General features: G+C 45.9%; 14 protein-coding genes. 5 read left to right on the forward strand and 9 right to left on the reverse strand.

Annotated elements, in window-relative coordinates; genetic code table 11:
* Positions 1 to 56 precede the first annotated feature (56 nt).
* Positions 57 to 3164: a DUF5060 domain-containing protein gene (locus tag FN815_RS16480; RefSeq protein ID WP_142455785.1), complete on the forward strand. Its 3108-nt coding sequence runs from the start codon at positions 57 to 59 to the stop codon at positions 3162 to 3164.
* 450 nt (positions 3165 to 3614) lie between these two features.
* Here FN815_RS16480 and FN815_RS16485 read toward each other — a convergent pair whose 3' ends face one another.
* The 4 genes from FN815_RS16485 to FN815_RS16500 all read right to left on the reverse strand — a co-directional run bounded on the left by FN815_RS16485 (position 3615) and on the right by FN815_RS16500 (position 9569).
* Positions 3615 to 4850: an amidohydrolase family protein gene (locus tag FN815_RS16485; protein WP_142455786.1), complete on the reverse strand. Its 1236-nt coding sequence runs from the start codon at positions 4848 to 4850 to the stop codon at positions 3615 to 3617.
* 366 nt (positions 4851 to 5216) lie between these two features.
* Positions 5217 to 7625, reverse strand: coding sequence for a DNA internalization-related competence protein ComEC/Rec2 (locus tag FN815_RS16490; RefSeq protein WP_142455787.1), 2409 nt, complete (start codon positions 7623 to 7625; stop codon positions 5217 to 5219).
* A gap of 311 nt (positions 7626 to 7936) precedes the next feature.
* A complete protein-coding gene (locus tag FN815_RS16495; protein WP_221930342.1) occupies positions 7937 to 9091 on the reverse strand; it encodes a PQQ-dependent sugar dehydrogenase in 1155 nt (384 codons plus the stop codon).
* 19 nt (positions 9092 to 9110) lie between these two features.
* Positions 9111 to 9569: a thioredoxin family protein gene (locus tag FN815_RS16500; protein WP_142455789.1), complete on the reverse strand. Its 459-nt coding sequence runs from the start codon at positions 9567 to 9569 to the stop codon at positions 9111 to 9113.
* A gap of 196 nt (positions 9570 to 9765) precedes the next feature.
* On the opposite strand from FN815_RS16500, the gene hutH reads away from it, so the two are divergent.
* Genes hutH through FN815_RS16520 form a run of 4 tightly spaced genes read left to right on the forward strand, consistent with a single transcriptional unit; the run spans position 9766 to position 12682 of the window.
* Positions 9766 to 11253 (forward strand): histidine ammonia-lyase, encoded by a 1488-nt coding sequence (hutH, locus tag FN815_RS16505; RefSeq protein ID WP_142455791.1) that lies wholly within the window; start codon positions 9766 to 9768, stop codon positions 11251 to 11253.
* A gap of 4 nt (positions 11254 to 11257) precedes the next feature.
* A complete protein-coding gene (locus FN815_RS16510; protein WP_142455792.1) occupies positions 11258 to 11845 on the forward strand; it encodes an adenylate/guanylate cyclase domain-containing protein in 588 nt (195 codons plus the stop codon).
* A 16-nt stretch (positions 11846 to 11861) separates the two neighbouring features.
* Positions 11862 to 12179, forward strand: a complete 318-nt coding sequence (locus tag FN815_RS16515; protein WP_142455794.1) for a hypothetical protein — start codon at positions 11862 to 11864, stop codon at positions 12177 to 12179.
* A gap of 32 nt (positions 12180 to 12211) precedes the next feature.
* Entirely contained in the window at positions 12212 to 12682 is a 471-nt protein-coding gene (locus FN815_RS16520; protein ID WP_142455796.1) for a DUF456 domain-containing protein, read from the forward strand.
* Positions 12683 to 12885: 203 nt separating this feature from the next.
* Here FN815_RS16520 and FN815_RS16525 read toward each other — a convergent pair whose 3' ends face one another.
* From FN815_RS16525 to FN815_RS16545, 5 genes are all read right to left on the reverse strand, one after another.
* On the reverse strand, positions 12886 to 13341 hold the full coding sequence (locus FN815_RS16525) for a TonB-dependent receptor plug domain-containing protein (protein ID WP_142455798.1): 456 nt from the start codon (positions 13339 to 13341) through the stop codon (positions 12886 to 12888).
* A gap of 171 nt (positions 13342 to 13512) precedes the next feature.
* Positions 13513 to 15594: a S9 family peptidase gene (locus FN815_RS16530; protein ID WP_142455799.1), complete on the reverse strand. Its 2082-nt coding sequence runs from the start codon at positions 15592 to 15594 to the stop codon at positions 13513 to 13515.
* Positions 15595 to 16126: 532 nt separating this feature from the next.
* Positions 16127 to 17353: an alkaline phosphatase family protein gene (locus FN815_RS16535; protein ID WP_142455801.1), complete on the reverse strand. Its 1227-nt coding sequence runs from the start codon at positions 17351 to 17353 to the stop codon at positions 16127 to 16129.
* Positions 17354 to 17457: 104 nt separating this feature from the next.
* On the reverse strand, positions 17458 to 18444 hold the full coding sequence (locus FN815_RS16540) for an aldo/keto reductase (protein WP_142455803.1): 987 nt from the start codon (positions 18442 to 18444) through the stop codon (positions 17458 to 17460).
* A gap of 644 nt (positions 18445 to 19088) precedes the next feature.
* Positions 19089 to 21275, reverse strand: coding sequence for a CHASE2 domain-containing protein (locus FN815_RS16545; RefSeq protein WP_142455804.1), 2187 nt, complete (start codon positions 21273 to 21275; stop codon positions 19089 to 19091).

Here is a 21275-nt window from a genome sequence, read left to right on the forward strand (position 1 = left end):
GGCCTGCAACCTTTTAACCTACCTATTCATCATTTTGGTGCCTACTTTAAGGCTTGATGAAATTTTATAAGTGGAGATATTCTATGCGGTTTTGTTTTGTATGTACCATCCTGGCTTTCCTGCTGTCGCCCTCGCTGTCAATGGCGCAAATCAGCTTGTTTTTGGATGATTTTGAAGATGGTAGCACCGACACCTTGTGGAACGACCGGGAGCGCACGCTCTGGTACAGTCCCTCTGACACCTATACCCTGAATGAAACCGGTGGCGTGCTGCAAATCAATTACAACCGCACATCCGAAAGCAGCGGCAGCGATGCCCTTGTCTTCACTCCTCCCGAGGATGTGGATGTCTCGGAAAGCCTTTCGCTTCGATTCTCGCTAAAGTCGGATATAGCTACTACCCTTACCTTGCGCGTAGCTTATGTGGAGCGTCCTTATCGCTACCAGGAATTTGAAGAAGAAATTCCCGGAGATGGTACCTGGCACGGATATTCTTTTGACTTGGATGCAGAGTTCTTTGAGCAGAATACCACCAAAAGAGTTGATTTCTTTTTGGATTATGGTTCCGAAGAAGAAATTGCAGGCAGTCTGGAATTGGATAACTTCAAGCTGGGCAACTACCCAGTGAACGTAAAGAACCTAATGGCAGAAGTGCAAAACGGGCGCAATGTGCAGCTTTCGTGGTCTTCTTATGAACCAGATGCCATGGCCAATTATGCGGTCTATCGCGGAGATAATGAGGATTTTCCCACCACTTCATCTCGACTTATTGGTGAAACCTCTGAACCCAGTTTTCTGGATGAAGGTCTCGAACCTTTCAACTCTTATTTCTACAAAATCATAGCCATTGATACGCTGGGTACCGTCTATAATGCCACCAAGGCCGTGCGTGCCGAAACCTACGACCCGGCTATCACCCCGCAAATATCCATAACCGACGTGAACACCACCGAGCCGGGTAAATATGAAACCTTTGCCCTGGAACTGAATCTACAAAATGTGAGCATCTACAATCCTTACGACCCGGAAGATATTGACGTGCATGCCTGGTTTAAGACGCCTTCCGGCGATACGTTGTACATCAACGGTTTTTATGATAACTACCAAAACGCCGACCAGTGGCGACTGTATTTTTCTCCGGATAAAGTTGGTACCTGGGAATACCAGGTATCTGTAGCCGATGCCGGTGGTACAGCTTCTACCCCAAAGGCTACTTTCGAAGCTACGGCCTCAGAGCATATCGGTCCGTTAAAAGTTTCCGAAACCAATCCCAACTACCTGGCCGACCACGACGATAATTTCTATTTCGGTTATGCGGTGTATTACCCTTGGGCGGTCACTGAAACCGGGCTGAATCGCTTAGAGGAATTTGACTTAAATATGATTGGTTATTGGAACAGCACCTACGACAATAACGGAAATGGAGGGGGCAATCGGTTGGTAGAGTCTATGCAGTCCGGACTGGGCCGTTATGATCAGCAAAAGCTGGGGCGAATTGAGCAAATACTTGGCTGGCTGGAGGCCCGTGATATGAAAATGATGTATGCCGTTTGGGCGCATCCCTTTTTGCGCGACGGGGCCCCGGGTTGGGATCCTCTGCACTGGGACGATTATAATCCTTATCAGGAAATTGTAACTACCACCGAATTTTTCACCGACAGCCTGGCCTGGGAATATCAGGAAAAACAGTATCGTTATTTAATCGCTCGGCTGGGGCATCACCGCGCGCTGGGTATCTGGGAGATCATCAACGAGATGCACGGAACTACAGGCTATATAAACAATCCCGAAGGTGCCCGGCAGTGGGTGAATAAGGTGCACAATTATTTTAAGGAACACGATCCCTATCAACGCCCTACCACGGCTTCTTTTGACGGCGCGGAGAACTGGTCTCAGTTTGATATCCGGGCAGATATAGCCAATGACCATTACTATGAAACACAGGGCTATCCACGGCCTTATAGCGACCCAATCCTTGACGGTTTGTACAATGTGACCAATGTTCATCAAGAACTGAAACAGTCCGGTGAACGCCCGGCTATGCTGGGCGAGGCCGGATACACCTCCATGTTTTCTGAAAGCAACAGTTATGAATATACCGTGGAATTCCACAATGCATATTGGTCTGGTTTGGCACAAGGCATGGCCTCTACCCCATTTTGGTGGGATTATGCAACTCCTTCTCTTTTTACAGATGATCGCATGGAGACTTATCCCAACATGACTGGTTTTGTAGAGAAACTGGACCTTGCCAACAACCACTATGAAGCAGAGGAATTGGAGGAAGCAGGGGCCAATATCTACACCATGACCAACGAAAATGGCACCGACGCCTTTGGATGGATGCGAGCTTTTGATGAAGCCCCTTTTACTGACCGCAGTTTCCCCGTCTACGGATTGGAAACCGGCAGCTATCAGCTGGTATGGTACAATACCTGGGACGGCGAGACGACTGCCACAAAAAATATCGTTTCTATTGAAAACAAAACGAGGTTAACAACACCAGACACTGATGCACCAGAACCCGATATTGCCTACCGGCTTACTTCTGTGGAAAACGGAACCGAAGCCTCTTCTCTCAATATCATGCTGAATGAAGTAGTAGCTTTTCCTTCAGAACCTGCCTTTACGGTCTATAACTTTGCCTTATATGTCACTGATAGTGAAGGTCGATTCGTAGATGAAGGAAGCCATGAAGTCGCCCTTAGTTTTGAAGGTGAGGGAGAGATAGAACCGACCTCTGCCACTACAGAAAATGGCTACCTATTTTTTGATTACAGTGTTAGTGATACAAGTGCTACCGATTTCACTATCACTGCTTCTGCCAATGGCTTGAGTTCTGCCACCGTTAACGACCGTATCATCACCAGCAATGACACGGAAGGGAAGCCAAACATTCCCAGAAACTTTCAGCTAAAGCAGAATTATCCCAACCCTTTTAACCCTTCGACAGTGATCAGTTACGAGTTAGCAGAGAACAGTAAGGTGAGACTGGAAGTGTTTGATATTATGGGACGCAAGGTGAGCACGCTGGTGAACGGACAGCAATCGGCCGGTACCCATGAGATTAGCTTTGATGCCGCCAATCTTTCCAGCGGGGTGTATTTATACCGCATTCAAGCCGGAGCCTTCGCTGAAACCAAGCGTATGATTTTGATGAAGTAGAGTTAATCGTTATCACATTCTTTCGTTCCAACGCAGAGCGTGTGGAACGAGGTGTATATCTGACAGTAAGCACGGGTCAAGTGATCTATGGAACGTAAAAGCATTGTGAGCCTCTAGACTCACGTGCAAATAGATTACGTAAGTCTGGAGACTTTTACTCTTAAGTCACCGCTCGGCTACAGTAGTTTCTTTTGCGAGATATTGCCTCGCTGAAGACTTAAGAGATCTTCTGAAGTAGAGTATATTGCCTTTAAGAGATCAGCGTTTTGAACCATGATTTTTAGGATGTATTAGGATGGGCGGGATCTCACTACATCTTTGATTCTGACGATTAATTGAACCCATTTCAATCCTCTATCAATATACACATAGTTCCCGTAACTGGTCCGAGCGCCCGCTTGGACCATTGCTGATTTCTACTTCGCCCTGCACCAGCTGGTTCACAAATATCTACTCCTCAATCCCAAAGGGCAGACGGTTCATGCCCATGCGACCGTTGCTCATCACCAGGATTACATCCTGAGTCGCTATAATATTTTCTACCGGATTGCTGTTCAGCACCACCAAGTCGGCTTCGTAGCCTTCCGCCATCTTTCCGGTTTTGTCATCAATCCCAAATAATTTGGCCGGTTCAGAAGTAGCGGCTCGCATGGCTTCATAAGGACTGAATCCCATCTCTACAAAAAAAGTGATTTCATGGCTTACGCGCGTCATGCTGTTGGGTCCATAGCCCGTATCCGCACCGGTTGCTATCGGCACGCCCAATTCACGGGCTTTTTTCACCGTAGCTTCCAGTTCGGGCAGCATGTGTCTTCCCCGGTTTCTTAGAATAGGATTGTCATAATCACCACCGGGCTGGGTCAAATCATATACCGTGCTGAAGGTCGGCACCATGTAGGTTCCCTTTTCTGCCATCAGTTTTAGGGTGCGCTCACTCAGGTAACTGCCGTGCTCAATGCTGGCCGCCCCGGCTCTTACGGCTGCATACGATCCCTCGTCTCCGTGGGCATGAATTTGGATGGGAACACCTCTTTTGGCTGCTTCATCTACCACTACCTTTAACTGCTCGTAGGTGTACACTTGCTTGCGGGGATCAGTGTTTGGCAATCCGGCCCGTTCGGTTCCCCGGGTTTTTATGAATTCAGCCCCGCGGTCTATGTTGATATTCACCAGCTTGCGTAGTGCTTCGTCAGTAGTAACGCCATCAAAAAGTGAAGCAAGAGCCGTATCCGCCAAAATGGAGCTTCCCAGTTCGGGGGTTATAAACACCCCGGCTGGAATCATATCCGGGCCTGCGATGTATCCTTTAGCAGCCAGGTTTTTTATGGCTACATCCTGGAAATTGGATACGCTGGAACTGCGCGTGGTCGTAACACCTGACAGCAGCGCACGGTTGGCCGCAGACAAGGAGCTTAGATGCGTATGCGCATCCATGAAGCCCGGCATAATGTATTTGCCATCCAGATCAATAACTTCATACCCGTCGGGGGCGCCATTTTCTCCCTGAAGGATCCGTTCAATTTCACCATCGGCAACCAGCACCATGGTATTTTCAACGATTTCCTCCTTTACAGGATCCACAACGTGCCCGTTTATAAAGGCGTATTGTTTTTGCGGGATGGGCTGGGCATTTATGGTATGGCATAGCAAAGCCATCAGCATGACAAGTAGTACTGCAGTTCTCATAGCATCAAATTATGTTAGGGTTTGTGCTGATGATTATACTAAAACCAAAGAGTTAAAACTTGTAAGGGTGTGGATGGGATGGACCAGGATTTCTTTACGAGTCCTGTAAATCAAAAAAACAGTAATCACCGGACAAGAGATGATTGTTTTTACAGCTGATTCAGGCGTCCCGCTTGGCTCCCAAGTGAAATCAACCAATTAGCCACTTGGCACCCACAAGCGAGACGCTTGCGGTATTCACAGGGTGTGGGTGGCATGCAATTATAATTTGAACCGGGATTTGGCAGGATTCTTTTCATGTACAGGATTACAGAAAGGAAATCCTGTACAACCTGGTTCATTCTTTTAATCATGGTTCAAAACCTCTTATTCCCAATAGACACGCCTAATCTCCTCTCCATCAGATTCCAGGATAACGGCTTTATCCCGGCTGGTGAACAGTAATTCTGTACCACTTTTTCCAAGGCGATCCACTGCCTCCGGGTGCGGATGCCGAAACTTGTTCCGTTCGGCCAGAGATACAATACTTAATTCAGGCGTTACACTTTCAAGGAACGCCGTTCCAGAACTGGTGCGGCTTCCATGGTGACCTACTTTTAACACATCGGTATCCAATAGGTTTTTGTAAGCACCTAGCAACCGATGCTCCTGCGCTTCCCCTGCATCCCCGGTGAAAAGAAATTCCGACTCGCCGTAAATAATGTTTAAAACCACGGAATGCTCATTGGGATCATCACTATGAATAGCACCGTCCGGGCCCAAAACCAGCATAAGGAGCGCCGGGTCAATTCCAAGTGTATCCCCTGCCGAAACCGACCTGAAAGGGATGTCATGCTCTTCAGCTTTCTCTATGGATGAGGTGTACAAATTGGAATCATAACTGAAGCCCGAATGGTAAATTACTCCAATCGGAACCTGTCCGATCAGCTCCAGAATTCCGCCAATATGGTCGGCGTGCGGATGACTGAGAATCACTGCATCCAGGCGCTCAATCCCGGCAGCTGTGAGATGCGGCAGAATTACAGACCAGCCGCTGTTATAACCGGGCGACCATACCCCCGCGTCAACCAAAACTGTTTTCCCTGATGGTGTTTCAACCAAAGCTGCATCACCCTGCCCCACATCAAAGTAAGTAACCCGGAGTGTAGCAGGTTGGCTTTGTTGAAGCAGGCTAAGAATCAACATCGTACAGGCGATTCCCAGGCTGCCATTCATCAACTTCCAGCGCAGCGCCGGAATTTTTGAAGAAGCAATGGATAAAATCAAAAAAAGCCATAAACCAAACAGCCAATAACTGTGCAGGTATGCTGTAGTCCAGGCCCATTCCCTTGTGGCTGCCTGTTGTACAAATTCTACCATAGTGGATAAGAAAAACAAGGAAGGAAGGTTAAGTACATAACCAACCACTGGTAAGAACGCAGCAGCAATAACCGCTACTAATGATAATGGCACCACCACTCCAAGCAGCGGAATAAATAGAGCATTGGCCAGCGGGCTCACCAGCGATATCTCTCCAAAATAATATACCTGTAAAGGATACAGCCCAAACTGCACCACAAGGGAAACGATGGCTACCATCAGGGGCTTACCATACCAGCGAATGCGTAGTGCATACGGTAGCTTGCTCTGAATCATCGGAAGCACCAACAGAATAATCAGTACGGCCGAAAAGGAAAGCTGAAACCCAATATTGAACAAATCCGCTGGGTTGATAATAAGTAACACGATGGCTGCTGCAGCCGTCAGATTTATCGAATCGTGGACTTTATGAAAGAGCTTGCCATAAGTCAGAAATCCAGCCATCACCGACGCACGCATAACCGACGCAGAAAAACCCGTGATGCCTGCATACAGAAACAGTAGACAAATCAAGAATCCAAGCCCAAGATATTTCCCGTACTTTCTCCTCCAGAACCAGGGAATAATGATCCAGAATGGCGCCACTATAAAACCTACATGCAGCCCTGAAACGGCCATGATATGCGACAATCCCGCCCGGGCAAAAGCCTTTTTCGAATCACTGTCCAAATCTTGTTTGTAGCCGATAAGCAGGGCTTTGGCAATATCGGCGGTTTTAAGGCTAAAGTTTTGTTCCACCAGTTCCAGGGCTTGCTCCCGCCACCATAGCCAGGTCCACTTATCGTTGGTGTTTGGGGTGATATTCAGGAGACGATCAAGCCGGATTTGTGTATGGATACCCTGAGAAGCGAGATATTTACGGTAGTCAAAGCTCAATGGATTTCTTTTACCAGAAACAGGGATGTTGGTCCCCATTAAATTGACTTCATCTCCCAAAGTTGCTTTCTGATCAGCATTTTCGGCCAATATTCTTGCTTTATAACTATAGGTAGAAACAACCTGCCCGAATGTAGTTTCTTCAACTTGAAGGTCCCATCGTATTTTACCTGCTGTTGTTTGGGAAATGGATACGATCTTCCCTTTTATTCTCACTTCCTCCCAATCCGAAACCTGCAAAAGCCGGACGATTGCCGGAACTTCTTTGGTGGCATGAATGGCAATTCGCATTACCCCAAAACAAACAATGAGAACCATAAAGAAAAGGTTGGCAACAAATGTCCATTGCTGGCTAATTCTTTTATGACCATACCATTCTACCAAAATCAGTAGAGATAAAATGACAACGAAAATAGCTACCGTTTCAAAAAGTTTAGTTTGAAAATAGCTATGCCACAATATCCCCGCAATGAGCAATAAGGCAATCCTGACGGCAGGATATCGGCTGAATGGAAATTGATATGTGCCCCGGCTCTCCATATAGGTAAGAGCTGTGAGAGAGGGATTCCTTACAAAATTATTTTAGAAATTTTAGTAGAGGCAAGGATAGGCCTTGCATGGCTTTTGCTTCTGAAGTACAACTTCAAAAGATCACGAAAGAAACCGTGACTTACTCAGCTTCAACTTTTAAGTCACCGCTCCGCAAGCAATTATCTTTTCTTTATGCTTTCTTGACTCGCTAAAGACTTAAAAGATCTGTGGAATTTGAACTCTTTAACTGTGCCAGCAATAAAAAAGCCCCTGACGCTAATCAGGGGCCAAATCTTCAATTTGTAATCAGTAATTCGAAATTATTCTGTACTGGGTACCAGTCGGTATATGCCATCGCCTTCGGCGCTAAAATAGATGTAACCGTCGGGGCCTTGTTCAATTGCACGCAGGCGGCCGGCACCTTCTACCAGTTTTTCTTCGCCTACCACTTCATCCCCTTCAATCTCCAAATGCGCGATATATGCGAATTTCAGCGAGCCAATCAGCAGATCACCTTCCCAACCTGGATATTTATCGCTGGTGATAAAAGCCATTCCTGAGGGTGCAATAGAAGGATCCCAATAATGAATGGGCTGTTTCATGCCGGCTTTGGCAGTGTCTTCAGTGAACACGGTGCCATCGTAGTTAATGCCATAGCTGATTTCAGGCCAGCCATAGTTTGCACCGGCTTCATGGATATTCACCTCATCGCCACCACGCGGTCCGTGCTCATGCGACCATACTACCCCGGTTTCAGGATGTACAGCCATCCCCTGAGGATTGCGATGCCCGTAAGAATAGACAGCATCGATTCCTTCTTCACCAACAAATGGATTGTCTTCGGGGATACTGCCGTCGTCGTTTAGTCGATACACTTTACCACCGTCGCGGGTAATATCCTGAGGATTTACGTCGCGGTTGCCCCGGTCTCCCACTGAAAAATACAGGTAGCCCTCATCATCAAACACAATGCGACTGCCATAATGCTGCCCCCGTGTAGAATTTGGGGTAGCTTTATAAATACGCTCGGTATCAACAAGGCTATTTCCTTCAAGCTTGCTACGAATAATAGCGGTATTACTACCATCACCTTCACCGGCACTTGAGGAGTAGGAGAAATAAATCCAGCCGTTTTCCTCATAATTGGGATGCAGCTCGATATCGAGAAAACCACCCTGACCATTTACATCCAGATCTGAAGGAATTCCCTCGGTGATTTCAGCCACAATTTCTCCATCACTGATATGATATATCGACCCGCTTTTCTCGGTTACGAGTAGATCACCGTTGGGTAAAAAAGCCATTCCCCAACCGATCGTAATACCTGATACAACCCGCTCCGCTTCCACAGAAATATCGGTATCGGGTTCAGACTGTTGGGCTGTGGCCTCTTTGCCTTCACCGCTACAAGCAGCTACTATTAAAGCCAGTGCAGCCAACGGCCACATTTTAAATGTTCGTTTACTAAATGTCATCGTAGTTCCCTTATTTATTTTATTGATATAGAAAGTTTCTAAAGTCGTCCACGCCCATATAACCCGTTTTTTTCCTCACAACGTTTCCTTCTGCATCCAGTATCAGTGAGGTAGGAAATACATAAGCCCCTTTGCTTTGTGCAAAAGTACGGGCACTCATTTCTTCCCCCTTAAAAGTGATCATTTCCTCAGAATTACCATCCAACCGGACCGGTATATAATTGGCATCTAATACTTTACGTACGGTAGAGTCAGGAAATACCTCTCGATCCATTGCGCGACAGTATTTACAGCCAATTTCAAAAACATCCACAAAAATTAATTTATCAGAGGTAGCGGCCTGCTCTCGGGCTTCTTCAAGAGGTACCCAATCTGGCGAATTATCGTTAGTTTTTGGTTGTACATTGGTAAGAGACCGATATACAAAAAACCCTAAAAAGAGGGCAATAACTACAATAATGATGGATTTCTTAGACATAGCAGATTTTGGTTTTTGTTGACTCAAAAAATACTAAAACTTGCGCACTTCTTTTCTCAAACAAATTTAAAACAGGTTAAATTTCTGCCGATAACAGTCAAGAAGCCGAAGTATGCCTGTTAAAGAGTACAGACTTTTTATAGTCTGATTCTAATAATACCTTCCCGGTTACGTCTTTTAAAAAACCAACCCATACATGCATTCTGTAAGAATCAGCCATCTTTACTCCGATTTAAAGCAATCTATTTCAAATCTTAAGAAAGATCCTGCGCCAGTACTACAGTCCAGAGATATTGTAGAACAAGCCTTAGCAAAACAGGAAGCTTTCTATGGCATCAATACGGGCTTTGGGGCATTGGCAACCAAACGCATAGAAGGCCATCAACTAAAACAGCTGCAGCGCAACCTGATTCTTTCCCACTCGGTAGGTACCGGAGACCTGGTTTCCAAAGAGATTTCCCGGCTGATGTTACAGCTAAAAATCCACGCGCTTGGGTTGGGCTACTCTGGCATCTCCAAAGAAACCTTCGACCGCCTGATTTATTTTACAGAGTATGACCTGATACCCGTAATACCCGAAAAGGGAAGCGTTGGTGCCTCGGGAGATTTGGCACCGCTGGCCCACATGTCGCTGCCGTTACTTGGTTTTGGGTCTTTCTGGAATAAAGAAGGAACAGACACCATCCCCGCAAAACAAGTCCTGGAGAAGCATCAGCTCGAGCCTTTGGAATTACAGGCAAAAGATGGACTCTCCCTCATCAACGGGACGCAATTGATGAGCGGATATGGTGCCTATGTGCTAAACAAAACGCAGCACCTGTTAAAGGTGGCTGATTTGATTGGAGCCATGAGCCTGGAAGCCTTGCAAGGCAGTATTAAGCCCTTTGATGAACGTATTCACAAAATACGTCCACATGCAGGGCAACAAGTAGTAGCAGCCAACATTCGGGAATTGCTTAAAGACAGTGAAATTCTGGAATCGCATCGTAACTGTGGCAAAGTGCAGGACCCATATTCGCTGCGATGTATTCCTCAGGTACATGGAGCCAGTCGTGACGCTATTGCCCATTGTGTGCAAACGGTGGAAACTGAAATAAACTCCGTTACCGATAACCCATTGGTTTTTCCAAATGGAGATATTATCAGTGGCGGCAACTTCCACGGGCAGCCCCTGGCCTTGGCAATGGATTACGCTGCCATTGCTGTGGCTGAACTTGCGTCCATTTCGGAGCGGCGCACGTATTTATTGCTGGAAGGCCATGACGGTTTGCCCAAACTACTGATGGAAGAAACGGGTATCAATTCCGGTTTTATGATTCCACAGTACACTGCCGCTTCCCTGGTCTCTGAAAATAAGGTGCTTTGCCATCCCTCTTCCGTTGATTCTATCCCAACCAGCATGGGACAAGAAGATCATGTAAGTATGGGTAGTATCGGGGCACTGAAATTATTGGATGTATATGAAAATGTAGAACAGGTTTTAGCCATTGAACTGTTTACAGCGGCCCAGGCGCTCGACTTCCGCAAACCATTAAAACCGGGCAAGGGTGTAGAGCGCAGCCATCAATTTATCCGAGAGCATATACCCCATGCGCAGGAAGATCATTTTTTCAAAGATGAAATCAACCTGGCTGTAAGCTTGCTCACCCATCCAGACCTTCTTAAAGAACTTTCACTCAAGTAAACCTATGAACGCACAAAACCCTGTAAAAAAAGAAGGAACGGTCCTTTTTTGTGATATCCGAAATTTCACTTTCCTTTTTGATCAGCGAGATCCATTTGAAGCCGTTGAGTTTGCCAACAACGTACTTGCCGTACTTGGCGAAGTTGTGGAAAATCATCAGGGCGTAGTAGATCGTTTTACCGGAGATGGGTTCATGGCCCATTTTGGATTTGATAAGCTGCTACCGGATCACCCCGAAAAAGCTTGTAAAACCGCCATCGCCATCCGCAAAAAACTAAATGAAATAAATACAAAACGATATCTTAATGTAGAAACAGTACTGGCGGCGGGCTTGGGTTTACATACCGGCGAAGCAGCCTACTGCAAAATTGAAACCAATCAGCTGGAGCAAACTACTGTGTTGGGCGATACTGTAAATACGGCCGCCCGCATAGAAGAATTAACCAAACATTTTGTGGTTGACGTACTGGTTTCTGAAGCAAGTTATCAATTATTAAAGGAGAATTTTAAATTTCAGAAGATGCCGGAAAGGGAAATAAAAGGAAAAGACCATCCCATTAGCACCTACTGGCTTCTTCCTATTAATCTGTAATTATCAGCCTATTGTTATGCAAATTACCGTCAAAGATGGAGTCCAAATTAGTAACGAAGCCGCCGAAGAGCTCCGAAAACATGCGGATATGATTGAGTGCCAGTGCCCCAATAAACTGCTGGATATTTTAGAACAGGTCCGTGAATTTACCGATTATACGGAAGGATGTATTGAAAAATACCCCGAGGACCGCGAAACACACCGGTGGCTAAAATCATCCGCCATGAACCTCGATCAGCTTTTATCCACAACCCTTATCCAGCTTGCCCGCTTTGAAGGATTCATCAACGAAGACAACGAAATTGTGGATCGCGATAAAAACGGCGACTCCTGAAACTTTGAATAGCTGAACACGTGTAGGCACCTATGGAACTTATCTGGATTATACTTGGAGCCTTACTCATTTTCATCGGCATTGCGGGTGCCCTTTTACCTGTAATGCCCGGCCTGCCGTTTAGCTATCTTGGGCTTATCATCCTTCAAATCGTACATCAGCCTTTTAGTGTGTTATTTATGCTGGTGTGGGCAATTATAGTGGTAGTAGTTTCATTTGTACTTGATAACGCTATACCCGCATGGAGTACTAAAAAATTTGGGGGTTCCCCCTACGGCGTTACCGGCAGTATTGTTGGGTTGATTGCCGGACTGTTCTTTCCCCCGCTCGGATTTATTGTAGGTCCGCTGGCAGGTGCTTTTGTCGGAGAGATGATAGCCGGCAATAAATCAGACCGCGCCCTCAAATCAGCTTTTGGCGCGTTTGTAGGATTTTTATTTGCCACCGGTTTAAAAGTGATGGCCGCAGGAATGATGGCCTGGTATTACTTCTCCAATATTTAATTTCACCTAAATTTGAGGTAAGAAGACGTTTTTAAATAATCCAGACGTTCATTTCGCAGCTTTGATTTGAAATTTACTTGCCTTTCAGTATCAAGCATTTACTTTTACTGACATAAATTAGATCCCTGCCTGCGCAGGGATGACTCTTAGGTCTCTGATTTCTAAATATTTATTCTTTTCTCGATAGCTGGATTACTCGATATCTAATCAAACTTTGAGGTAATCACGATGGCCCCATTAGCGCCGCGTGCACCATAGATTCCCGCCTCAGCTCCCTTCAGCACCTCAATTTTAGCAATCGGATGTGCATTCACCATATTGTAAAGCTGGCTATAGCTGATGTTCATGATCTGCCCATCTACTACAAACAACGGAGTGGTATCTGCATTAAAAGAACTTACGCCAGCGTTACGAATTCTTACCGTTGCATAGGGCCCGTCGCCGTTAACCCTTACACCGGCTATACGTCTCAGATGTGTGGTTAAATCAATACTTCGGTCTACATTTTCTACCGCCGAGGGATTGAAAGATTTGTCAGTGGTACGTGTTCCGGTATTCGTCTTATTTGTTGAGGAGCAAGCCGCAATGGCAATCATAAAAAGAATAGCAGACCCCAGTATACCAACTCTTGATAGTGTACTCGTATTAATCGTTTTCATAACTCTTGGATTTTGTGAAGCCTTATATAAATATAATAGAAGTTGATCAGAATTGATGCAGTTTATTCGAACCTCTCTTCTTTTTTCTAATTAATTTCGCTTCATTTTTATACTTACAAAAAAAACCGGCTCACTTTCGCAAGCCGGTTTAATAACGTGAATGATCAGATATTATTGATCTAATCCTACTTCTTCAATTTCCAATTCATTATCAGGACGAGTAGTATCAGTATCGTCGCCTTTTAAGTATTGATTAAACCAACGCATCATGCGGAGGTTGAAATCATAACGGGCCGTGGCATTTCGGTTTCCATGGCCTTCGCCGGGGTACAGCACCAAACGAACGGGAGTGTCGGTCCGCGTTTTGATGTGGCGATATAACTCATACGATTGTCCCGGATCAACCCGCGTATCTTCTTTTCCATGCATAATCAGGATTGGGGTTTCCGCCTTGTCTACATGGTAAATCGGACTGCGTTCCAGGAAGTCCATATAATTATTCCAAATACGCTCGCGGGCATGTACGTGGTATAACTCCTCGGGAATGTCGCTTGTGCCCCATTTTGAGAGGTTGTTACTGATACCTACCGACATCACCCCGGCTGCAAAACGGTCGCTGTAATAGGTGCTCATCCAGGCCGTGGCATAACCGCCATAAGAACCACCGGTTACACCTACTTTGTCGCCATCAACAATGCCTTGTTCAATCAGGTAATCCACCCCTTCCACAATGTCGTCAAACTCGGCACCGGCCAAATCACCCTGACTGCTCATGGCAAATTCAATGCCTTTGCCTGTGCTTCCGCGGTAGTTGGGATAGAAAACAGCGTATCCCTGGGCAGCCGCTACTTGTCCGGGCATAGAATAGGCCGTTAGCCAGGCGTTGCTATAATGCGCTTCCGGGCCGCCATGAATTACATTGATCAGCGGATATCGCTTTCTCAGATCTTTAACATGGGGATAAGTCTGGCCTTCGTGATCTGTTGGATATATCAGAATGCCATCAATTTCGAAGCCATCTTCGGTGGTAAAAGTCACCACTTCCTGTTCGCCCAGTGCAACCTCATCCAGCCATGGGTTGGTGTTTGTAAAACGTTCAGGAGATTTCTCCCCTTTCTTCATCACGTACACTTCATCGGGGTGATTGGGGGTGGATACATCAAATACGTGGTTGCCATTAGGGGCATGGGCAAAGGCTTTCAGGATGGGACCGCCTGTTGGAATAATGGATTTCATCTGGCTGCCATCACTTTTGATGCTGCCAAATTCACTCCAAACGCCTTTACTGGCCAGGTAATGCAGGGTGTTGTTATTGGCCCATTCCACCTGCTCAAAAAATTTCCCTTTAAAATCTTTTTTTAACCATTCGGCCTCTCCCGTCTCAGGATCTACCATTTTCAATCGGCCGTCAATAGGATCATTGATATGCGCGCCGGCAATCATGGCAATCTTATCGCTTTCCGGGCTCCACTTTAATTCGCCCAGTTTTCCTTCATGATCTACTTCTGCCAGAATTTCTCCGGAATGATGATCCACAATATAAACTTGCTGCGCCATATAATAATCATCTACCAGCGGAGTGGGTGCTGCGGCCACAGCAATTTTGGATTGATCAGGGCTCCAGTACAAGGCCGATACGTTTCCTTCTATTTCAATTCGGTGCGGATCATGTCCGTCCATCCCTAAATTCTGGATGTACGCCCAGGTATTGGTCAGGTTTTCTTCATAAATCTCTGGAGAATATGGTAGTGGATTCTCTGATTTTTCTTTGGGTTGAGCCGCCCGGAAGGCCAGGTGGTTTCCATCCGGAGCCCAGGTGTAGCTGGAAATGTTGGTTTGAAAAGAGAATAATTTCTGAGCTTCTCCGCCATTCAGTGAAATTTCATACACGGAGCGTGTCGCATCGCCGTCTTGTTTATCAATGTATGTAATGGAATTGTGATTGGGACGAAAAGCTACGCCACTTACGCTACGCCCCGTGATAAACGGCATGCTTTCACCACTTTCAATATCTAGCAAATATAGATGATAGCTGGCAGGTACATTTTTCTCAAATGGATCCGCGGGTACGGCTACCGTGTAGGCTGCCGTTTTGCCATCCGGTGAAAGATAGACCGAACCTACGCTTTTAAGTTTTGCGAGCTGGTCGGATGTTAATCCTTGTTGAGCTACTGCCTTGCCGGCAAAGCCTGCCAACAAGAACACCCAAAGGGCAAAAAAGGCTGTGATTTTTAATCGAAATAAACGCTTCATTATACCTCCTGATTAGTGAATTTTCATGGTGCCCAAATATAGGCAATCGGATATCAGAACTGAAAGCTGGCAGCTTTATTTTGGGGATTGAAAACTTGCCGCACAGACTTTGCAGTTTCGGGAATCTATGGCGGGCTTGTTAATACTGTGTGAAGGGTGAGGTTTTAGGTGTTAGGTGCAAGGTGTTAGTGGCAAGGCTCAAGTGATGAAATAGTCTCCATGATTCATCCAATTAGCACTTTTGGCGAACTCAACTTCAAACTATCCAAAAGAGCTTCCCCGCTTGGGCGGGGATTGAGGGGTGGGTAAATTGGTACCAAGGCCTCGCTCATTTTGCATAGCAAGAACCTAATTTCAAACAATAGCAAATCTTTGCCCGCATCCACCCTCACCTTAATCCTCTCCCGGGAGAGGAAATGACTTGGTTGGATTAAAGCTGATGCAAAGATCCATCTGAACTGAATCCCAAACTCGCCACACTCGTTCCACACGCTCTGCGTTGGAACGAAATAGGTCAGCATTTACCATGATCCTAGTTCAGCATCACCGAAACACTATCCAGCGAGCCATCTACAGGGGCAGGTTCTACGTCTAACAAATGTACCATCAGGGGATATAAATGAATATTTTCAAAAGTTTCCATTTGGTAACCCTTCTTAAAATCCGGGCCAGCTGCAACAAACAAAGAATGCATTTCGGGAGCCTGGTTATCAAAGCCGTGAGCCCCGCCGGCGGGGTAGCCGGGACGCTCCTCCACATACTGCCGGGTACTTATGGTATAGCCTACATCGGCAATCAACAATAAATCAGGCACGCGATGATGATTTTTGAGATGAAATCGTTCAGGAATCTCATCCTTTTTATACACCCGGAAATGCTCCGCACTTTCTTTCAGCACTTGATAGACTTCTTCGAGATTTCCATTGCGCACATTGGCCATCAGAGCCGGACTGTACTCCACCATCTGCAATTCATCCGGATTGATGAACTCATCCAACAGCACCAAACGCTCCCGCGAAACTTCCGCCATTCCGTGATCTGAAACTACCATTAAATTGGTTTGATCCGCCAGTCCTCTTTCCTTCAACTGCTCGGTCAGGTATCCAATCAACTCATCGGCACGTTGAATCGCAGCCACGGTTTCCTCCGAATTAGGCCCATACCGGTGTCCGTAGGTATCCACAAAACTGAAGTAGAGCGTAGCGAAATCAACCTCCTTCTCATTGCCCAGATCCAGCCATTTCAGTACGGTGTCGATGCGGGCCGAATCGGGCATCCCGCCATCGTATTTCTTCCAGTGCGTCGGACGCATATCCTGAATCGGCGCCTCCGATCCCACCCAAAACATCGTTCCGGTTTTCACTCCGGCTTTTTCCAGCGTATTCCAGATCGGCTCCCCCCCGTACCAGTCTGCATTTTCTACGGCCTCCCGGTTGCCAATACTGAAAGATTTGCCCATTTCAGCATCGTACATATTGTTGCCTACAAATCCACTGTTTTCGGGATAAAGTCCGGTTGCTATGGCATAGTGGTTCGGAAATGTTTTGGAAGGGAAAATGGGGATCATTCCTTCACTCACAACGCCTGAAGAAACTAACTTATCAAAGTTTGGCGTGTCTGTCTTGGAAAGATAATCTACCCTGAAACCATCAAAAGAAACCAGTAACAATTTGTTAGGCTCCGTTTGAGTTGAAGGTGTTTGGCATGCGGTAATGAAGGCAAAAGCCAGCACTACCATCAATAGATGTTTCAGGCGCATAGTATCCAGTATTGATTAAAAAAAGAGAACAGAAAGATACAAAAGCACCTTCTGCCCTCCGGTTAAATTACCGTAAAATCGTAGAAAGCTGGTTCTTACTGAAATTACCAGCGTTGATGGACCAAAGGTTTAATATCGGATTCATAAATCTTGTCGATTTCTTTCATGATATCAAAGGGGATATCTGGCTTCTCAGCTGCTTCCAGATTCGATTCTACATGTTCTACTTTAGACGCGCCAGGAATCACGCAGCCCACTTCATTACGCATCAATACCCATCGCAATGCAAGATGGACCAGGTTGGTATCGTCAGGCAGTGCGTTTTTCAATTTGTCTACTGCTTCCACTCCTGCTTCAAACGGAATACCGGAGAAGGTTTCCCCCACATCAAAAGCATCGCCTTCACGGTTAAAGTTGCGGTGATCACTTTCGCCAAATTCCGTGTCTTTGGTAAACTTACCAGTCAGCAATCCACTGGCCAGTGGCACGCGCACAATCAGTCCAACGTTCTTTTCTTTGGCCTTCGGAAACAGCAACTCATGCGGGCGCTGACGAAACATATTGTAGATCACTTGTATGGTGGTCACATTGTCATATTCCAGTGCTTTTAGGCCTTCTTCCACCTTCTCTACACTTACACCGAGATTCAGAATCTTGCCCTCTTCTTTCATCTTCTCAAACTCTCCGAAAATCTCCGGGCGGTAATATACGTCGGTAGGCGGACAGTGGAGTTGAATAAGGTCGATTGCCTCCACATCCAGGCGTTTCAGGGAATCTTCTACATAGCCGCGCAGGGCTTCGGTGGTGTAATTTTCACTGGTATGAGGATCAATTTGCCGGCCGCATTTGGTAGCCACATACACACGGTTACTTGCATTTTTGATGGCTTTACCTACGGCCTTTTCACTTTCCGTGGCTTTGTACACATCGGCCGTGTCAATGAAATTTACCCCGTTATCAATGGCTTTTTCGAGAGTTTTTTGGGCGAGGTCGTGATCAAAATCGGTGCCCCATTTACCTCCCAGCTGCCAGGTTCCAAGGGATATTTCCGAAATTTCAAATCCTGTTTTTCCTAATGTCCGGTAGTTCATAATGGCTGTTTATGATTAGATATTTTCTGTTTTCCGTAAGGTAAACATCCTGCAAGAGCTCTGCATTCGATTGATGGTTATTTTTGCCCGGCCTACTACTACTTGAGGCAATCTGGTCCCGAATAACTCAGGAGAATGATCTTGCATTTTGCGGACCTTATCTAGCCAATTCCCTGAACCACTATTTCCTGTGGCTCTTAAAAAGCTACCTTTAGCTTATTGGAAATCATTTTGTGGCACAGGTTCATCGGCGGTAGCCTCTGAATGACGGGACTTGTTTAATCTTTTCCCTACGAATTCACGGAGGCATCCTAATCCCAAATTTCCACATAAATCTTTTGAAGTTACACTTCAACAGTAAAAGCTCTGCAAAATTGTCCTTGTCAACTCTAATACTGTCCTCCCTGATTTCATAACAGCTCGATGGCTGTTATAAAATCGGTCCCTCCGAAGGGACACACGTTCTTTTCTATGGATAGACTTGAACCCGATTATTTTGCGTGACGTCTCTATGAGACTCGTTTCGTTAACAATCACTTTTACCACGGACTTATATCCTTGCTATTTTCTTTCATCCCTCCGGTATTCTCTTTCCCCTCGTTCCACACGCTCTGCGTTGGAACGAAATCTCTCGACGTAACCAACTATTTCGATTGCATCACATACACCCCGTTCCAATCTGGACCGGGTGGGTTTTGTTTCATCTGCTTACACCGGTTAATAAAAATACCTGATGGATTTTGCTCGTATTCTTCCAGCCTGGCAGAGGCTTCAAATTTGGCGATCGCTTTATCCCACTCCTGATTCAGGTAATGCTCCATCCCCTCCTCATACAACCCAATGCAATCAAAAAGCTCCTGATAAGCATCCTCTCTCAATCCGGCTATCTCATACACTCTGGCCGGCTGTGTTCGGCCTTTGACCACAATCTGATCCAAAAACCGAAATACACACTCATCCCCAAACTTCTCAGCTTCTTTTTTGGTGGCCTCCGTTACCATCGTGAATACGCCATACTGTTTGGCCCCACTTTCGCAACGGGCCGCAAGGTTCACGTTATCCCCCATCATAGTATAATTAAAGCGGCGTTCCGAGCCCATATTTCCCGTCACCATATTTCCTGTATTCATCCCCATACGATGCTGCATGTTGATCACGATATCGGGCCATCCGTCTTTTCCCCATTTTTGTCGTAAACGCGCCAATTCTTTTTGCATTAGTTGGGATGACATACACGCTTGCAGGGCATGGTCTTTTACCGGCACCGGGGCACCAAAAAAGGCTACAATGGCATCCCCAATATATTTATCCAGCGTACCGCCCCGGTCGTTGACAATTCCAGTCATGCTATTCAGGTATTCATTAATCAGTTTCACCAACTCTTTCGCTTCCAGCTGTTCTGAGAAGGTAGAAAAAGAAACAATATCACTAAAAAAAGCCGTCATGTAGGTTTCTTCACCGCCCAAACTCGGTTCCTTGCCCGATTCTATCATTTGGTCAACCAACTCGGGAGATACATAGGAAGAGAACATACCACGAATACGCTTCTTCTCCTTCAGTTCGGTGTAGTATTGATAGCTAACCATGCCCACCTGCGTAAGTATTATTGCAGCAACCGGCCCCACAATCTGCATTAGCACCTGCTGATTTACAAACGCCCAGACGGTAATCCCGAAATAAACACCTGCAGCAATCAAGGAATAAAAAATACCCCAGTTTGCACTCCAGCGACCATTTACCAACGCAATGCTCAGACACATAACAAACATGATAAATATGGTTGGATACCCTCCAAAGCGGGTGATGTAATTACTATCTAAAACCGTTTGGATGGCGTTGGCATGCACCTGATACCCTGGGCGCGGTTCTTTGCCTGCATTGGCAAATGGTGTGGCGTAAAAGTCTTTCAGGAGCGGCATCGTGGCGCCAATAATCACAATTTTATCTTTAAATACGCCACGCTGCAGTAATCCAATCTCAGGATCGTCAAAAGTATTGATCCCATATTCCAATTCCCTCTCAAAATTGGTGGTGTAGCTTGAATCATCAATTACTTCCTCCAGCGAGACTTCCGGAAAGGTACCATCCGGACCATAGTAATTTATTATGAAAGAGCTCTTCCATGCTTCTTTTTCATAATTACCATCTTTCTGAATAGAGTACGCCCCCAGCTTGAATACATGTGTGGAATCTTGTGATAAGGGGGCGATTTCTTCATAGGGAATCTCGTCAAACAGACGAATGCCCTCCAAACCCAACATATAATAATCCTCCTCCTGATACTCGGTACCAAAACGGTAATTCCTAACTGCCCCGTCAGATGCAAGGTTAACATGTACAAATCCGACCCGATTGGGATTATTATCTTGAAGTACTTCCGTTGGAAACACTTGGGTCAGTCCTTGTGAAAACTGGTTTTCCATTAAACGTAAGTCGCCCCCTAATATGACGTTTCCATATTTATTAAGCGCTTGAGCAAAAAGGGTGTCGTTTCGAAGTTCATCCTTATCCGGGTTATTAAAAACAACATCAAATAGAATGACTTTGGCGCCGGCTTTATTCAGATTCTCAACCAGGCGTGCATATATAGAAGTAGGCCAGGGATATTTTTCCGGAATTTCTTCATCGGCCTGATCACTTATCGCTACCAGCACAATGGGGGAGTCAGATACATCCAACGGGCCTCGCCACTCAAATAACTTATCTGTGTACCGGTATTCCAGTGGCTGCAGGGGTTTTAGGAAGAGAAACAATATAGAAATCACAAAAGCCCCCAAAGCAATGGCTGAAAGTGCTAAAAAAGTCTTTTTCTTTTTTTTGGGGATGGACAT

It is taken from the genome of Gracilimonas mengyeensis (assembly GCF_900182705.1).
Lineage (GTDB): Bacteria > Bacteroidota > Rhodothermia > Balneolales > Balneolaceae > Gracilimonas > Gracilimonas mengyeensis.